The following is a 14,006-nucleotide window of genomic DNA, read 5'->3' as shown; positions in this document are numbered from 1 at the left end:
CCGCGCGGCCGGCCTGTAGGGTTCCGCTGACCTGGCGGTCTGCAGCGGACCGTCACGCATTCGGGGAGCGGTCGAGGGATGAGCGTGCGAGCAGCGGAGGCGGCAACGGCCGGGATACCGGCGGCGGGCGGGCGCGCGAGCGCTGCGGTACCGCCCGCCGGAACACCCGGCCTGCGGCTCGCGGCGCTCGACGGGATCAGGGTCCTCGCCGCGCTCTCCGTGCTCTTCTACCACTACGCGGCTCTGGACAGCGCCTGGGGGAAGCCGGCCGCGGACGTCTTCCCGGCTGCGCACGCGCTGGCCGTCTACGGCTGGCTCGGCGTCGAGATCTTCTTCCTGGTCAGCGGTTTCGTCATCTGCATGAGCGCCTGGGGCCGCACCGTGGGCGACTTCGCGGTCTCGCGGGTCTCCCGGCTCTTCCCCGCCTACTGGGCGGCCGTCGTCTTCACCTCACTCGTCCTGTTCACCTGGCCGGAGGTGCGCGGGGTCGGTTCGTTGAGCGACGTGGTGGTGAACCTCTCGATGCTGCAGGGCGGGATCGGGGTCCCCCACGTGGACGACGCGTACTGGACGCTCTTCGTCGAGCTCAAGTTCTACGTGCTGTTCGCCGTTGTCGTCGTGCGCGGGGTGACCTACCGCAACTGTGTCCTCTTCTGCGGGGTCTGGACCTTCGCCGGCGTCGTGGCCCCGGCCGTCGACAACGGCCTGCTGTCCTTCTTCGCGGTGCCGTCCGCGTCCCCCTACTTCATCGCGGGCATCGCCTTCTACCTGATGCGCCGTTTCCGGCCGAACGCCGTCCTGTGGGCCGTGGTCGGCGTGCAGTTCCTCCTGGCCCAGCACCACGTGCACGCCCGCATGATCTCCAGCCTGGGCAGGGACGCCGCCGAGCAGACGCCCGCCTGGCCGGCCCACGTGGTCATCGCCCTGGGATTCGCCGTCATGGCGGCCGTCGCGCTCGGTGGCCTCGACCGCGTCCGGTGGTCTTGGCTCCGGCGCGCCGGAGCGGTCACGTACCCGCTGTACTTGATCCACATGATGGCCGGGCTGACCCTCATCCACCACTTCCGCCGCGACGTCGCGCCCGTGCCGCTGGCGATCGGCGTCACGGCCCTCATGGTGGTCCTCGCCTGGCTGGTCCACTGCCTCGTCGAACGCCCGTTGGGCCGACGGTTGCGGGACGGCCTGCGGCGCGGGTTGCAGGACATCCGCCGCGGGACCCCGCGCCGTGCCGGGCTCGGCCGGATTCCCGCCCAGCCCTGCGCACCCGGAGCGGAACGCGTTCCGGCCGGCCGTTCCTGACGCACCTCCGGCACGATCCCGCGGCCGGTACCGCCCTCAGCCGTGGACCGCGGCCTCCCGGTACAGCTCCACCGCCTGGTCGCCCATCACCGCGCTGTAGGAGATCTCCGGTACGGTCCCGCCGGCCTCGTGGCCCCCCAGCACCCCGGCCAGGGCACCGTCCACCAGCCAGGGGCTGCCGCTGGTGCCGCTGCTGAGGTCGGGGCAGCCGATCCGGCGCTGGGTCGGCGACAGTAGGCCGGTGCTGTTGGCGCAGCGCAGTGGGGCCTCCAGCGTCCGCGGGTAGCCGATGACCGTCACCCTGGCCCCGGGGGGCTGCTCGGCCGCGATCGGGAAGCCGCCGACGAGTTCCTCGACGCGGCCCGTCCGCCCGCTGTCCACCGGGGCCACCGTCGCGAAGGCGATGTCGGCGTCCGGGTCCTGCCCGTCGGTCCACTCCGGTGCCACGTACACGCCGGTGAGTCGCCACAGACCGTACGGCGCCCTTCCGTCCCGGTAGCCCGGCGCGAAGACGGTCGTGGACGGGCTCTCCAGGCAGTGCGCGGCGGTGGCGATCACATCGCGGTCCTCGCTGCGCACCACGGCCGCGGTGCAGAAGTGGCCGCCGTCCAACCCGTCCGCGAACAGCGCGCCCACCCGGTCGGCCTCGGCGCCGGACGGAGCCCACGCGGTGACGCCCAGCGGGGGTCCGGCCATGGTGCCGGGCAGGTCCACGCCGAGCAGCGCGGCCATCGCGGTCAGTGCGAGCAGGATCCGTGATGCCCGCCGCGCACGGGAGCGCCGGGCCGTTCGGGGGAGCGCTTCGTGGATCATGCATGCCACCCTGCCCGCCGAACCTATGACCGGAGGGCGGAGTTCCGTATGAATTCGCTGTGAATCCCGTGAAGCTGTTGTGAAGGCCGGCCCATGCCGGGACGAGGCCGTCCCGAACGGGACAGTGCCGGACGAGCCGCGCGGGCGGCACGGGGCGTGCGGGATCAGCCCCGGCGCTCGTACACCGTCACGCGGCGCCCCCGCACCTGCCGGTCCTCCACTGCCGTGAACCGCTCGCGCAGCACCGTGGCCTTCGCCTTGTCCCGTGCCGCCGACGGAGCCTTCGCGACCTTCGCCGAGTCCGTCACCAGCAGCACCCGCCGCTGCTCCAGCAGCGCCCCACGGATCCGCTCCGGCTGGGCCTCCTCGCCCTTGAGGGTGGCCGAGTCCACCGGGCTCTCGGCCAGCGCCAGGTCGGTCAGGCCCGAGAAGGCGTCCGGGGAGACCAGCGCCGTGTCCCGCCGCGCGGCCGGCACGAACAGCACGGCGTCCCCGTCCCTCTTCAGCCGGGCCACCTCACCGGCCACCGCCAGCACGTCGTCGACCCGGCTGGCCGGATCCCGCTTGCCCAGCTCCACCGGCAGCAGGGCCAGTACCGAGACGCCGACCACCCCCGGGACCAGCAGGGCCGAGGCCTTCGGGAACCGGGGCGCGCAGGCCCGCACGGCAGCCCCCAGAGCCGCACCGATCAGCAGCGCCAGCCCCACCATGCTGAACAGCACGTAGCGGTCCAGGAACAGCGGCTGGACCAGCGACAGTCCGATCAGCCCGACCTGGGGTACCGCCAGCAGCGGCAGCCCCACCGCCGCCGCCGAGAGCCGGGACCGGTCCGGCCGGTCCGCCCAGGCCCCCAGTGCGCCGATCGCCAGGAGGATCCCCGGGCCGATCAGCATGTGCCAGGTCAGCGGCGGTATCCAGGACACCTGGTCGGACTGGCCCCGGCTGAACAGGATCAGCGGCAGCGCCCCCGCCACCGCCCCGGATCCGTACGCCGCCCAGCGCAGCCACACCCCGCGCCCCGCCCGCACCCACCACAGGGTCGCCGCGTGCGCAGGCAGGGCCAGCAGCGACAGCCAGTTCAGCAGCGCGCACATCAGCACGACCGCCCCGTACGCCGCCCAGCGCGGCCACGTCCGGCGCCCGGTCCGATCCTCCAGCAGCGACACCAGCAGCAGTGCCGACAGCCCGGCCCCCGCCGCGACCAGTGCGTAGGGCCTGCCCTCCTGGAGGTAGAACTGAACAGCCGGCAGCAGTCCGAGCGCCAGGGCGCCCCCGAGCCCCGCCCAGAAACCCGCCAGGCGCCGCCCGATCACGGCCACGCACACCGCGGCGCACGCGACCGCCAACACGGACGGCAGCCGCAGGGTCGTCGTACTCGCCCCGAACACCTCGAAGAGGCAGTGCATCAAGAGGTAGTAGAGCCCGTGGACGGCGTCGACGTTCCCGAGCATCCGCCAGATCTCCCCCGCCGACCGTCCGGCCACCTGCCAGGTCGCCGCCTCGTCGCGCCACACGCTGTCCTGCCGGGAGAGCCCCCACAGGCCGAGCGCCAGGGTCCAGAGGAAGGGGAAGAGACAGAGGAGGAGGGGCCCGCGCCGGGCCGCGGGTATGTGGCAACGCATGAAGGTGCTGGATTCCTCGCTCTGGCGTTCGGCGGAAGTCACCAGTCTAGGGACGCCACGGAGGCTCCCCCGACCGCCTGTTGCGCACCGCGGAGCGAGCTCGCCGGCACCGCCCGCCGCCCGCCTCGCGGCAGGGAGCATCAGGCGATGCCCGGCCCGACGTGCACCGGTTCCCGAACGCCGCGGTCGCCGGGCGTCCCCGGGCCTCCGCCGCTGCGGCCGACTCCGCCAAACGCGGGACACGTGACGTTATTTCCTGAAAGGATCGAGCCATCGCGGGCTTCGCTTCAAGGGCCCCGCGGACTTCATGAGCGTGCGACACGCATCCTGGCGGACCCGTACCCCGGCCGACCGATCGCACACCCCGGGACATGGTTCACCTCGCGTAGGTGGCGCCAACTGGCCGTGCGCGAACGCATGGGCGGGTGCTGTCCGGCCGGACTCCGGCGGAGAAAGCGAAGAAACGGGAGGAACCATGTCCGAACTGGTGGCGACCGCCGCTGTGATCGCGCCCTTCGTCAGCGCGGCCGCGGCATCCATGGCCCATGCCCTGGTCGATTCCGCACAGACCAGGCTCGCGGACGGCGCGGTCGAGCGGGGGCGGCAGCTCCTGGACAGAGCACTACACCGCGGCGACGACCAGCCCACCGGCCGTGACAGCGACGCCGTCCGGGCGATCGAGGCCCTCTCCCGGGACGAACGCGAGCTCCTGGAAGGGGCGATCGGCCGGTGGCTGGGAGACGGCACCGATCTGAGCGCCCGAGCCCTGGAGCGGCAGATCAGCGAGGCCGGCCCCGCGGCCAAGCGGTTCCACGTCGCCACCTACGGGAACAACTCGCCGGCGATCGGCGAGGCGGCCGAGGTCACCTTCACCTTCAACACCGCGCCGGACCCGGGTAGCGCCGGAAAGTGAGCGGCAACCCGGCGGGACGGCACAGCGCTCAGACCCGAGGAGACAACTCACCGGCGATCGGCTTCGTCGGCAAGCTGTTCCTCAGCGTCCTCGTCGGTGACGTCGTCGAGTTCGCCGACCGGGCGAAGCGCTGGGGCGGCTGGAACTGGCCGCCGTTCCTGCTCGTTGTCATGCTCGACGGCTACGCCCTGATCAGCGCCCCCGCCGGTCCACCGCACCAGTTCCTCTCCGTGTATCTCGCGATCGCCGGTTCGCTCGTCCTGGCGCTCGCCCGGCTGGCCCACCCCAGGAGCGACAGTCCGGCCCGGCACTGGCGCGTGCTCATCTCCGCCGCCGCCGTGATGCTCGCGGTCGCCGGCACGGTCGGCATGGACCACCTCTCCGATCACGGCGAGAAGGACGTCACCGGCCGCACCAGTCTGACACCGCCCGGCGAGGTCACGCCGGGCTCCGAACTGACGCTCGTCGTCGCGGGCCCCACCGACCGCGCCCACCTGCGGCTGAAACTCACGATCTCCGACGCCCATCCGGATCGGGGGTTCTGCGATCCGGAGACCCACTACGCCGCTCAGCTCCGTGACCGTGCCGCCACCCGGGTCAAGGAGATGCGCAGCGGCCGGACGGCCGACTTCCCGCTGGGTGGTCTCCAAGGCCGGATCGAAGTGCAGATCACCCTGTGGGCCGAAGAGGGGTGCCGGATGAACGTGTCCGTCGCCGAAGCCGTCCTGCACGACTGAGAGGATCCCGTGCCCGCCACGTCCCCGAAGCCACCCCCGTCCCTCCGGCAGCCCGGCCGGATCGGCAGGTCGGCCGCCGTCCTGGCCCTACTGCTGAGCCTCGCCTCGTGCTCCTCCGAGGAACCCGAACCGGAATTCCTCGGCATGCCGCGCATCACGGTCGCCACACACAACGACCTGCCAGGCATGTCGTACTCCGAGAACTACGACCGCTCCGGACTGGACTTCTTCGTCTTCCAGCACGTCAAGGAGGAACTCCACCCCGTCCCCTTCACCGATCCCTTGGACGTCGCCTCGGGTGGCAGGGTCACCCAACTCCGTGAGGGAAGGGCCGACATGGTCATCGCCTCGTTCTCCATCACGGCGGAGCGGATGAAGCTGATCGATTTCGTCGGGCCCTATCTCAAGACCAGGCAGGGGTTTCTCGTCGGTCCTGACAGTGCCCACGTACAACACCTCTCCGATCTCAGCGGCATGAGGATCTGCACCTGGGAAGGGACCACCTCGAAGGAAGCACTGGACGACATCGAGAACACCGTCCACGCCGAACCGGTCGTCCTCACCGACGCCTCGGACTGCATCGAGCAACTCCTCGCCCACGAGGTACAGGCGGTCTCCACCGATCAGACGATCCTCTACGGCTTCGCCCGGCACTACGAGGACGACGGGCTGCGCGTCGTCCCCGACGCGACCATCGGGACGCCGCAGCACTACGGGATCGGCCTGCCGAAGGGGCACCGGAAGGACTGCCGGAAGCTCAAGGACTGGCTGAAGGAATATGTCGGCACCAGTACCTGGACCCGGGACGTGGAGACCTCCCTGCCCGCTCTCACCGCTGCGGACACGGGCTGGATCAGCAAGCACAAGCCGAGCGAAGCGGAGATCGAAGCACGCACGTGCCGCGACGGCATCAGCCCCTGAGCGGCCGGGCGCGATCGCGTCCTGGCAGCTGCCGGTGGACCGCGCGGGCCCGTTCCCCGGCCCGGGCTCCCACGCGGGGGTCGACCGGCGCGAGAACTCCGAGTCGGTCCTCGACCGCCTGGGCCGCGTCCAGGCACAGGTCCTCCCGGAACGCGCGCCCGACGATCTGCACTCCGCAGGGGAGCCCGTCGGCGGTCCCGGTCGGCACGGCCACACCGGGTACGCCCACGAAGCTGGTCACCGTGCACAGGCGCATTCCCGACGCGACACGGTCCCTGCCTGACCTGTCGCGCGATTCCAGCCCCGGCTCGACCGGCGGCTCGGTGAAGACCGGGCCGAGCAACAGCGGGTACTCGTCGAGGAATTCGGCCCAGGAACGGCGGATGTTCAGCCAGGTGCCCATCAGCTTCATGAGCTCCTCCGCGCTTGCGGGCGGGGTCTGCTCCATCGCCATCCCGATATAGCGGTCCCCGCCCGTGCCGAGCAGTCCGCGCACCACCGGCCAGCTCGGGGCGAACTCGGTCACGGTGATCCGGCCGTACGCCTCCAGCGCCTCCGCCATCCGCGGTACGTCCGGTACCTCGCGCACGTCGTATCCGGCGTTGCGGAGCGCATCGGCCGCGGACGCGACGGCTCCGCGAATCGCGGGGTGGACGCCGTGCCCGCCGGGGTCCGCCACGACCGCGACCTTCACACCTCCGGGGAGCGGTTCGCCGTAGGCGGGCACCGGCACGGCCCGCGGGTCTCGCGGATCGGTCCCGGCCAGCGCCTCGAATGCCAGCCGCAGATCGCCCACGCTCCGGGCCAGTGGGCCGTCGGTCACCAGCATCTGGGACGCCGGGCCCGGGTCGTCCGGGCCGAGAACGCGATGGTCGGCGGGAAACCGGCCCGCGGACGGCTTCAGCCCGGCCACACCGCAGAACTGGGCCGGTATGCGCACCGACCCGCCGGAGTCGTTGCCGAGGCCGAGCGCTGCCATGCCCGTGGCGACGGCCACCGCGTCGCCCCCGCTGGAGCCGCCCGGGGTCCGGCTGCTGTCCCACGGGTTGACCGTGTCACCGAACAGCTCGCTGCGCGTGTGCATCCCCGCCAGGATCAGGGTGGGGATGTTGCTGTGCCCGATGGGGATGGCTCCGGCCGCGCGCAGCCGTGCCACCGGGGGTGCGTCGGCCGGCGCCACCGCATGACGGAAGCGCTCCGTGCCGAACGTGGTCGGCACGCCTTCGACGGCTGTGCTCTCCTTCACCGTGAAGGGCACCCCCGCGAGGGGCCCCAGCGCTTCACCGGCGGCTCGTCGGCGGTCCGTCTGTGCCGCGGCCTCACGCGCCCGCTCCGCCAGGAGCTGCGTCACCGCGTTCACCTGAGGGTTGACCTCGGCGATGCGGTGCAGGTGGCTGTCGACCAGTTCCACGGCCGAGACTTCTGCGCTGCGTACGGCCTCCGCCTGCGCGGCGGCCGACATCTTCCACAGGGCGTCCTGCATGGCTGCACCTTCCTCGTCCACGTACCAATGCGTATGCATCGGAACGATATCCCGGGAACCGATGCGCTCGCATCGAATAAACTTCGCCTCGAAGCGGAGCGCGGTTGAATCGAAAGGCGGTCGGACATGCCCAGACAGGTGGACCACGGGAGCCGACGCCGCCTCATCGCCGAGGCGGTGTGCCACCTCGCCGACGAGCGCGGACTGGAGGGCGTGACCCTCCGCGACGTCGCCGCCCGCGCCCAGGTGTCGATGGGCGCGGTGCAGCGGTGCTTCCGCACCAAGGAAGAGATGCTCGTGTTCGCTCTCGGCCACATCGGCGAGCGAATCGGCGAGCGGGTACAGGCGCGGCTCCTCGGGAGCCCGGCCCAGTCGGCCGGCACCGCCCTGGGCCACGCAGCCACCGAGCTCTCACTGCTCCGGGAAGAGCACCGGGCCGAGGCCAGGGTCTGGCTCGCCTTCGTCGCCCAGGCGGCTGTCAGCGAGTCGCTGGCCGGGATATTGAAGGCGAACTACGCAACCCTGCACGAGGCGTTCACCCGCCTGATCTCGGAAGCCGTCGAGGGTTCCGAACGCGCCGACGGCGCCGTGCGCCTCGATCCCCACGTCGAGGCCCGCACCCTCCTCGCCCTCGCGGACGGCCTCACCGCGCACGTCCTCATCGGCCACCTCACCCCGCACGAAGCGCACGACGTCCTCCACGCGCACCTGGCCCGCCTGTGGGAGTGACCGGTCGTCAGCGGCCCGCACGCCCCGTCACGCACCTCCGGGCGGTCCGGCTACCGTCGGGGCCCGGGCTTCGTCGTCTTCATGACCCTTCCGGGGCTGGCCATCCTGCTCACTGCCAGGGCCTTCCTCGACGGTCCGCCGTCATCCGCGTGCCTGCTACGGGGCGCAGCGGTACGTGAAGTGCACCGAGGCCGTGCGCTGCCCGGGCGACAGCAGTTGGAGCTCGGCCTTGGCCTGGTAGGTGCCCGCGCCCCGGAACGTCCACAGCAGGTGCAGCCTGGCCTCGCGCTGCCCGCGTGGAACCCGTTCCGTCAGTTTCTCGGACTTGGTGCCGTCGCTGCGGACCCAGCGGTAGGCGAGCGTTCCCGGGCGGCCGTCGGTGGCCACGACGGCCACCACGTCGGCGGTCCCGTCGCAGCCGGGACCGGCCGGATCGGTGCTCACGGCCACGTCGCGGACCTCGATCCCGGGCCCGAACCGCTGCCACCCGAGGTACGCCAGGACCGCGGCCAGCACGGTTGCGGCGAGTGCGTACCGGCGCAGCCCCGCACCCCGTCGCCGCCGGGGTGCGGCGGCCACGGCCACGGCCGCGTCCAGCGGGAACGGTGCGGGCATGGCCGCCGTGACCCCGGGCCCGAAGCGGAGTACGGACCCCTCGACGCGGTCGGGCGCCACCGGCTCCGGCGGACCGGGCGGTCCGCTGAACCAGTGGCTGCCCAGGACGGTCGCGCTGTAGTCGTCGCCCTCGGGGGCGCGGGAACCGCTCATCGTGGCACCTCCACGCAGCGGGCCAGGTACTGCGAGGCCGACGCGGACTTGTTCCCGGCGGTGGGCTTGGTGGTCACCCGGACCCCGCCGTAGCAGCCGCGGTCACGGCTGAAGGTGTGCGACCTGGTCGCGGTGGCGGTCGAACCGCCCTCGACCGTGAACGACTCGCTGCCGTCGGGCACGGAGAAGGAACCCTGAGAGCCGCCGAGGAACCACTCCACCACCACGGTCACCGGCCCGGTGCCCTGGGAGGAGACCGTGATGCCCGCATCGCCGTGGTAGACGCCGGTCTTGAGGGACACGGAGACGTTCGTGACCCGCAGGGTCGGCGTCGGCGTGGGCCGGGGCGTGGGAGACCAGCTCACCGTCGGCCGCCCGGTCGTGGGACTCGGCGACAGCGACAGCGACAGCGACGGCGACGGCGACGGCCAGGTCGAGGCGGACGGGGAAGCGGACGGCGAGGGGCTCGGCGAGGCCGAAGCGCTCGGACTCGGCGACGGCGACGGCGAGGCCGAAGCGGACGCGGACGCGTCGGGGGTGGGGGAGGCCGACCCGGGAGGGGCCGCGCTCGTCGTGGCGAAGGCGCTCAGCGCCGACGCCCCGCCCGGGGCGGCGCCGCTCGCGTCCGTCGTCAACACCAGCACCGCCCCCAGGACCAGGGACACCCCCGCCGCGATCCAGCCGCGCTTGCCGGGAGCCCAGCCCGAGCCGCTCTCCACCTTCGTCGTCGCCACGGCGGTGGTGCCCGCCGCCGACCCGCCCGCCGAAGGGAACAGCAGCGGCAGCAGCGCGGCCAGCGCCGCCAGCTTGCGCTGACCGCGTTCCTCCCAATCGGGCCCGTACGCGGCCAGCGCCACGTCCTCCAGTTCGGCCACGAACGCTTCGGCGTTCTCCGGCCGCTGCTCGGGCGCCTTGGCGAGACCGCGCCGGATCAGCGGACGCACGGGCTCCGGGGCCTCGGTCTCCGGCACCGGGGCCTCGATGTGCTGGACCGCGAGCTCGGCGAAGTTCTGCCCGTCGTAGGGCTTGCGCCCGGTGAGGCACTCGAAGAACGTCGCCGTGGCCGCGTACACGTCGGCGGCGGGCGACGCGGGCCGGCCCTGCCACTGCTCGGGCGCCATGTAGGCGGGAGTGCCGGCGACACCGGGGGTGCTGCCGCGGTTCGCCGCGATCCCGAAGTCCACCAGCTTCGACGAGCCGTCGGCCGCGACCAGCACGTTCTCCGGCTTGTAGTCCCGGTGCACGACGCCCGTCCGGTGCGCCGACGCCAGGCCCAGCAGGGACCCCTTGAGGACCACCAGCGCGGCCTCGGCGTCGGCCTGGCCGGACTGCTTGAGCAGCGCGCGCAACGAGACGCCGTCCACCAGCTCCATCACGATGGCGGCGCCGCCGGGCGCCTCCACGTACTCGTACAGGCGCACCACGTACGGAGACTCCAGCCCGCCGAGCAGCCGGGCCTCGGCGCGGAACTCCCCGACGAAGGCGGGGTCCTCGCGCAGCCGGTCGCTGAGGTACTTGACGGCGACCGCCGTGCCCGTGGCGTCGTGGACGGCGAGCACCACCCGGCCGCTGCCGCCCGAGCCGAGCTCGCGGACCTCGGTGTAACCGGGGACAGACCATGCCGCCCGCGTGTCGTTCATCGTTCCTGCCCCCTGCCTGCTGCCTCTGCCTGCTGCCTGCCGTGCGACGCCGGATCCGCCCATGTCACCGGCCGGCCCGGACTCCCCATGGGACGTGTTGCGGGCCACGGCCGGTTCCCGACGGTGTGCGGTGTCTCAGGCCGCGGTCGACTCCGCGCCGATCATGGCGTGCAGCCGGTCCGCGGCCGCCCGCCCGAAGGCCGGGTCGTTGATGTGCGTGTCGTAGTCGTAGAGCCGTACGGCACTGCCCCGCAAGCCCTCGCGCAGTGCCGAGAACAGTGCCCCGTCCGCGCGGGGGTCATGGTACGGGCCGCCCGGCACGCCGAGTGTGGACAGTCCGCGGAGCGGGACGCAGACGGCCGTGTGCCCGGTCGCCGCGCGGAGTTTGGCGGCGACCCGGCGGCCGAGCTCCGCGCACTCGGCCTCGCTGGTGCGGATCACCGTGATCGACGGGTTGTGGACGTGGACGCCCCGGTCCAGGACCCGCTGGGGCAGGGACTCCAGCGGGCCGAACTTCACCATGTCCAGCGCGCCCAGGCTCACCACCTGGGGCACGCCCGCCCGGCCTGCCGCGTTGAGCCGGTCGGGACCCGCGGTCAGCACGCCCCCGCACAGGTCGTCGGCGAGTTCGCTGAGGGTCAGGTCGAGCACCCCGGCGAAGACCCCCTGGGCCGCCAGGCTCTCCAGCGTCCGGCCTCCGGTACCGGTCACGTGGAAGACGAGCACCTCGTAGCCGAGTTCGGTCAGTCGCTCGCGCGCCGCGTCCACGCCGGACGTGGTCACACCAGCCATGCTCGCCGCGACCAGCGGACGGGGGCCCGCCCCCAGCCGCGCCGGGCGCTCCGCCGAGCCGCGGGCGAAGGATCCGGCCATCCCGGCGATGGCCGCCACGGCGTTCGCCAGGATCGGTGCGGAGACGCTGTTGATCCCCGCGATGTCCACCACGCTGTACATCATCGTGATGTCCGAGGTGCCCACGTACGGGGCGGTGTCCCCGGACGCCATGGACGAGACCATCAGTTTCGGGACGCCCAGCGGCAGCGCGCGCATCGCCCGGGTGGCGATGGAGGTACCGCCGCTGCCGCCGATCGCCAGGACTCCGTGCAGCCGGCCCTCGGCGTGCAGGCGCAGCAGGGTGGCCTCGGCGCCCCGGGCCATCGTGGTCACGGCCGCGCCCCGGTCGGCGGCCGATCGCAGGAGGGACAGTTCGGTTCCCGCGGCCCGGGCCACGGCAGCGCGCGGTACGTCCGCGGCGACCCGGGGTTCACCCATGACCCCCGTGTCGACCAGTACCACTTCGACGCCGGCCCGCAGCAGCCGCTCGCGCAGCCAGCCGTACTCCACACCCTTGGTGTCCAGGGTTCCCACCAGCACGACGTTCGTCATAGCTGCAATGTCCAGGCATGCGGGAACGTTGGCAAGTACGAGCTCTGGTCAAGCCTTCAGCAGCGCCAACAGTCTTTCCAGGAAGGGGAGCTGCGCAGGGATCAGCATGCTCTGCGCCATCTCGGGAGTGCACCAGGCGACCCGGTCCAGCTCCGGGAACTCCTGGACGTTCCCCGAACGCGGGGGCCACTCCAGGGTGAAGGTCCCCGGCACCATGAGCGCCGGATCGAGGTCCGCCTCCACCGCCCAGATGGTCACCAGCTTCCCGCTGGAGAGCCGTACCTCGCCCAGCGGCAGGTACTCGCCCTCCGGCGGGGGCAGGCCGATCTCTTCGGTGAACTCCCGGCGGGCGGCGTCGCGCGGGGTCTCCTCCGGCCCGTACTCGCCCTTGGGGATGGCCCAGTCCCCGGAGGTCCTCCCCGACCACAACGGGCCGCCCATGTGCCCGAGCAGGACCTCGACCCCGGGCCCCGGCCGCGAGGGCGCCCGCGCCCCCGCCCCGTCCGTCCGCCGGAAGAGGAGCAGTCCGGCGCTGCGCTTGTTCGTCATGGGCCCATACATGCCCCGTACCGGCGCGGGTCAGTGGTCGTGCACCGGTCAGTGGTCGTGCGGGCCCTCCCGGTGGACCGGTCCGTGCGCGTCCGCGCAGTGCGGGTCGTAGGCGGCCTCGCCCCGCCGGCCGACCGAGAGGAGGGAGTCCTGCACGTGGTCCACCTGCAGCGTGGTGTGGGTGATCCCGTACTCCTCGTCCAGTAGCCGCTCCAGCTCCCGGCGTACGGCGTGGCAGTCGCCCGCCGGTTCGACCAGTACGTGTGCGGAGAGCGCGGCCTGTCCCGAGGTGATCGTCCAGATGTGCAGGTCGTGCACCTCGGCGACCGGCGGGTGCCCGACGAGGCGGTCGCCGACCGCGTCCGGGTCCACATGGGCGGGCGCGGCCTCCAGGAAGATCCGCCCGGAGTCGCGGACCAGTCCGTAGCCCGCCCTGACCATCAGGGCCACGACCACGAGCGTGGCGATCGCGTCGGCCTGCCGGAACCCGGTCGTCATGACGACCAGACCGGCGACGGCCGTTCCGATGAAGGCGAACAGGTCGTTCAGGACGTGCTGGTAGGCGCCCTCCACCGCCAGCGACGAGCGGTTCGCCCGGGAGATGCACCAGGCCGCGGCCACGTTGACGACGATGCCCGCCAGGGCCGTCACCAGGACCAGCCCGCCCTCCACCGGCGGCGGGTCCATCAGCCTGCGCACCGCCTCGTACGCCAGCCAGGCGGCCAGCAGCAGCAGCGTCAGGCCGTTGGCCTGGGCGGACAGTATCTCCGCCCGCTTGAGGCCGTACGTGAATCCGCCGCGGGCCGGGCGGGCGGCCAGCCTCATCGCGATCAGCGCGAGGACGATCGAGACGGCGTCCGTCAGCATGTGGGCCGCGTCGGAGATCAGAGCCAGCGAGTGCGCCATGACGCCGATGACCACCTCGACGGCCATGAACCCGCCGATCAGGCCGAGCGCGATGGCCAGCCAGCGGCGGTCGGCGTCGGCGGACACGCCGTGGCTGTGGCCGCCGGGCCCGTGGCCGTGGTCGTCGTGCCCGTGGTCGTGCCCGGTCATGGCATCCCCTTCGCGTCGCGGCAGCCGTTTGTTCGGTTCCCGTCGCGTGAAGTGAAGCGCACCCGGACGTGATGGGCAAAGGCTGCAACG

The 14,006-nt window shown here is 72.6% G+C and carries 13 protein-coding genes; 5 read left to right on the top strand and 8 right to left on the bottom strand.

What is annotated here, in order from left to right:
- The first annotated feature begins 78 nt into the window (after positions 1–78).
- The gene (locus ACFW2G_RS01305; protein ID WP_384580098.1) at positions 79–1,299 is read left to right on the top strand and encodes an acyltransferase family protein; all 1,221 of its coding nucleotides are present in this window, start codon (positions 79–81) and stop codon (positions 1,297–1,299) included.
- A gap of 36 nt (positions 1,300–1,335) precedes the next feature.
- Here the strand turns inward: ACFW2G_RS01305 and ACFW2G_RS01300 are convergent, their stop codons facing one another.
- Together ACFW2G_RS01300 and ACFW2G_RS01295 are read right to left on the bottom strand one after the other, a co-directional pair.
- Positions 1,336–2,112: a trypsin-like serine peptidase gene (locus ACFW2G_RS01300; RefSeq protein WP_384580100.1), complete on the bottom strand. Its 777-nt coding sequence runs from the start codon at positions 2,110–2,112 to the stop codon at positions 1,336–1,338.
- Positions 2,113–2,276: 164 nt separating this feature from the next.
- The gene (locus ACFW2G_RS01295) at positions 2,277–3,734 is read right to left on the bottom strand and encodes a hypothetical protein (RefSeq protein ID WP_384580234.1); all 1,458 of its coding nucleotides are present in this window, start codon (positions 3,732–3,734) and stop codon (positions 2,277–2,279) included.
- Positions 3,735–4,209: 475 nt separating this feature from the next.
- Here ACFW2G_RS01295 and ACFW2G_RS01290 point away from each other — a divergent pair, with 475 nt between their 5' ends.
- From ACFW2G_RS01290 to ACFW2G_RS01280, 3 genes are read left to right on the top strand one after another with little or no spacing between them, the layout of a single operon-like run.
- Positions 4,210–4,647, top strand: coding sequence for a hypothetical protein (locus ACFW2G_RS01290; RefSeq protein ID WP_384444879.1), 438 nt, complete (start codon positions 4,210–4,212; stop codon positions 4,645–4,647).
- Entirely contained in the window at positions 4,644–5,384 is a 741-nt protein-coding gene (locus tag ACFW2G_RS01285; RefSeq protein ID WP_384444877.1) for a hypothetical protein, read from the top strand. Before ACFW2G_RS01290 ends, ACFW2G_RS01285 begins: the two co-directional genes overlap by 4 nt.
- A gap of 9 nt (positions 5,385–5,393) precedes the next feature.
- The gene (locus ACFW2G_RS01280) at positions 5,394–6,305 is read left to right on the top strand and encodes a transporter substrate-binding domain-containing protein (protein WP_384580102.1); all 912 of its coding nucleotides are present in this window, start codon (positions 5,394–5,396) and stop codon (positions 6,303–6,305) included.
- Here ACFW2G_RS01280 and ACFW2G_RS01275 read toward each other — a convergent pair.
- Positions 6,295–7,788, bottom strand: a complete 1,494-nt coding sequence (locus ACFW2G_RS01275) for an amidase (protein ID WP_384580236.1) — start codon at positions 7,786–7,788, stop codon at positions 6,295–6,297. The two genes, ACFW2G_RS01280 and ACFW2G_RS01275, sit on opposite strands and share 11 nt — an antisense overlap.
- A gap of 126 nt (positions 7,789–7,914) precedes the next feature.
- Here ACFW2G_RS01275 and ACFW2G_RS01270 point away from each other — a divergent pair, with 126 nt between their 5' ends.
- On the top strand, positions 7,915–8,517 hold the full coding sequence (locus tag ACFW2G_RS01270; protein WP_384444873.1) for a TetR/AcrR family transcriptional regulator: 603 nt from the start codon (positions 7,915–7,917) through the stop codon (positions 8,515–8,517).
- A gap of 156 nt (positions 8,518–8,673) precedes the next feature.
- On the opposite strand, the gene ACFW2G_RS01265 is transcribed toward ACFW2G_RS01270, so the two are convergent.
- From ACFW2G_RS01265 to ACFW2G_RS01245, 5 genes are all read right to left on the bottom strand, one after another.
- Complete coding sequence (locus tag ACFW2G_RS01265; protein WP_384444871.1) at positions 8,674–9,285, bottom strand: hypothetical protein; 612 nt, start codon at positions 9,283–9,285, stop codon at positions 8,674–8,676.
- Positions 9,282–10,925: a serine/threonine-protein kinase gene (locus tag ACFW2G_RS01260; RefSeq protein ID WP_384580104.1), complete on the bottom strand. Its 1,644-nt coding sequence runs from the start codon at positions 10,923–10,925 to the stop codon at positions 9,282–9,284. The genes ACFW2G_RS01265 and ACFW2G_RS01260 overlap by 4 nt, the downstream gene beginning before the upstream one ends.
- 135 nt (positions 10,926–11,060) lie before the next feature.
- Entirely contained in the window at positions 11,061–12,311 is a 1,251-nt protein-coding gene (locus ACFW2G_RS01255; RefSeq protein WP_384580106.1) for a Tm-1-like ATP-binding domain-containing protein, read from the bottom strand.
- A 48-nt stretch (positions 12,312–12,359) separates the two neighbouring features.
- Complete coding sequence (locus ACFW2G_RS01250; RefSeq protein ID WP_037922838.1) at positions 12,360–12,860, bottom strand: NUDIX domain-containing protein; 501 nt, start codon at positions 12,858–12,860, stop codon at positions 12,360–12,362.
- Between the two features lie 48 nt (positions 12,861–12,908).
- Positions 12,909–13,916, bottom strand: coding sequence for a cation diffusion facilitator family transporter (locus tag ACFW2G_RS01245; protein ID WP_037921851.1), 1,008 nt, complete (start codon positions 13,914–13,916; stop codon positions 12,909–12,911).
- Positions 13,917–14,006 lie beyond the last annotated feature (90 nt).

Origin of the sequence: Streptomyces sp. NPDC058880 (genome assembly GCF_042742535.1) — a bacterium.
In the GTDB taxonomy this organism is placed as follows: domain Bacteria; phylum Actinomycetota; class Actinomycetes; order Streptomycetales; family Streptomycetaceae; genus Streptomyces.
This window is presented reverse-complemented; position numbering and strand designations above follow the sequence as displayed.

Excerpts from the sequence above, each read along its gene's own strand:
- ACFW2G_RS01305 (WP_384580098.1), top strand. The coding sequence starts at position 79 with ATGAGCGTGCGAGCAGCGGAGGCGGCAACGGCCGGGATACCGGCGGCG.
- ACFW2G_RS01300 (WP_384580100.1), bottom strand. The coding sequence starts at position 2,112 with ATGATCCACGAAGCGCTCCCCCGAACGGCCCGGCGCTCCCGTGCGCGG.
- ACFW2G_RS01295 (WP_384580234.1), bottom strand. The coding sequence starts at position 3,734 with ATGCGTTGCCACATACCCGCGGCCCGGCGCGGGCCCCTCCTCCTCTGT.
- ACFW2G_RS01290 (WP_384444879.1), top strand. The coding sequence starts at position 4,210 with ATGTCCGAACTGGTGGCGACCGCCGCTGTGATCGCGCCCTTCGTCAGC.
- ACFW2G_RS01275 (WP_384580236.1), bottom strand. The coding sequence starts at position 7,788 with ATGCAGGACGCCCTGTGGAAGATGTCGGCCGCCGCGCAGGCGGAGGCC.
- ACFW2G_RS01270 (WP_384444873.1), top strand. The coding sequence starts at position 7,915 with ATGCCCAGACAGGTGGACCACGGGAGCCGACGCCGCCTCATCGCCGAG.
- ACFW2G_RS01265 (WP_384444871.1), bottom strand. The coding sequence starts at position 9,285 with ATGAGCGGTTCCCGCGCCCCCGAGGGCGACGACTACAGCGCGACCGTC.
- ACFW2G_RS01260 (WP_384580104.1), bottom strand. The coding sequence starts at position 10,925 with ATGAACGACACGCGGGCGGCATGGTCTGTCCCCGGTTACACCGAGGTC.
- ACFW2G_RS01255 (WP_384580106.1), bottom strand. The coding sequence starts at position 12,311 with ATGACGAACGTCGTGCTGGTGGGAACCCTGGACACCAAGGGTGTGGAG.
- ACFW2G_RS01250 (WP_037922838.1), bottom strand. The coding sequence starts at position 12,860 with ATGACGAACAAGCGCAGCGCCGGACTGCTCCTCTTCCGGCGGACGGAC.
- ACFW2G_RS01245 (WP_037921851.1), bottom strand. The coding sequence starts at position 13,916 with ATGACCGGGCACGACCACGGGCACGACGACCACGGCCACGGGCCCGGC.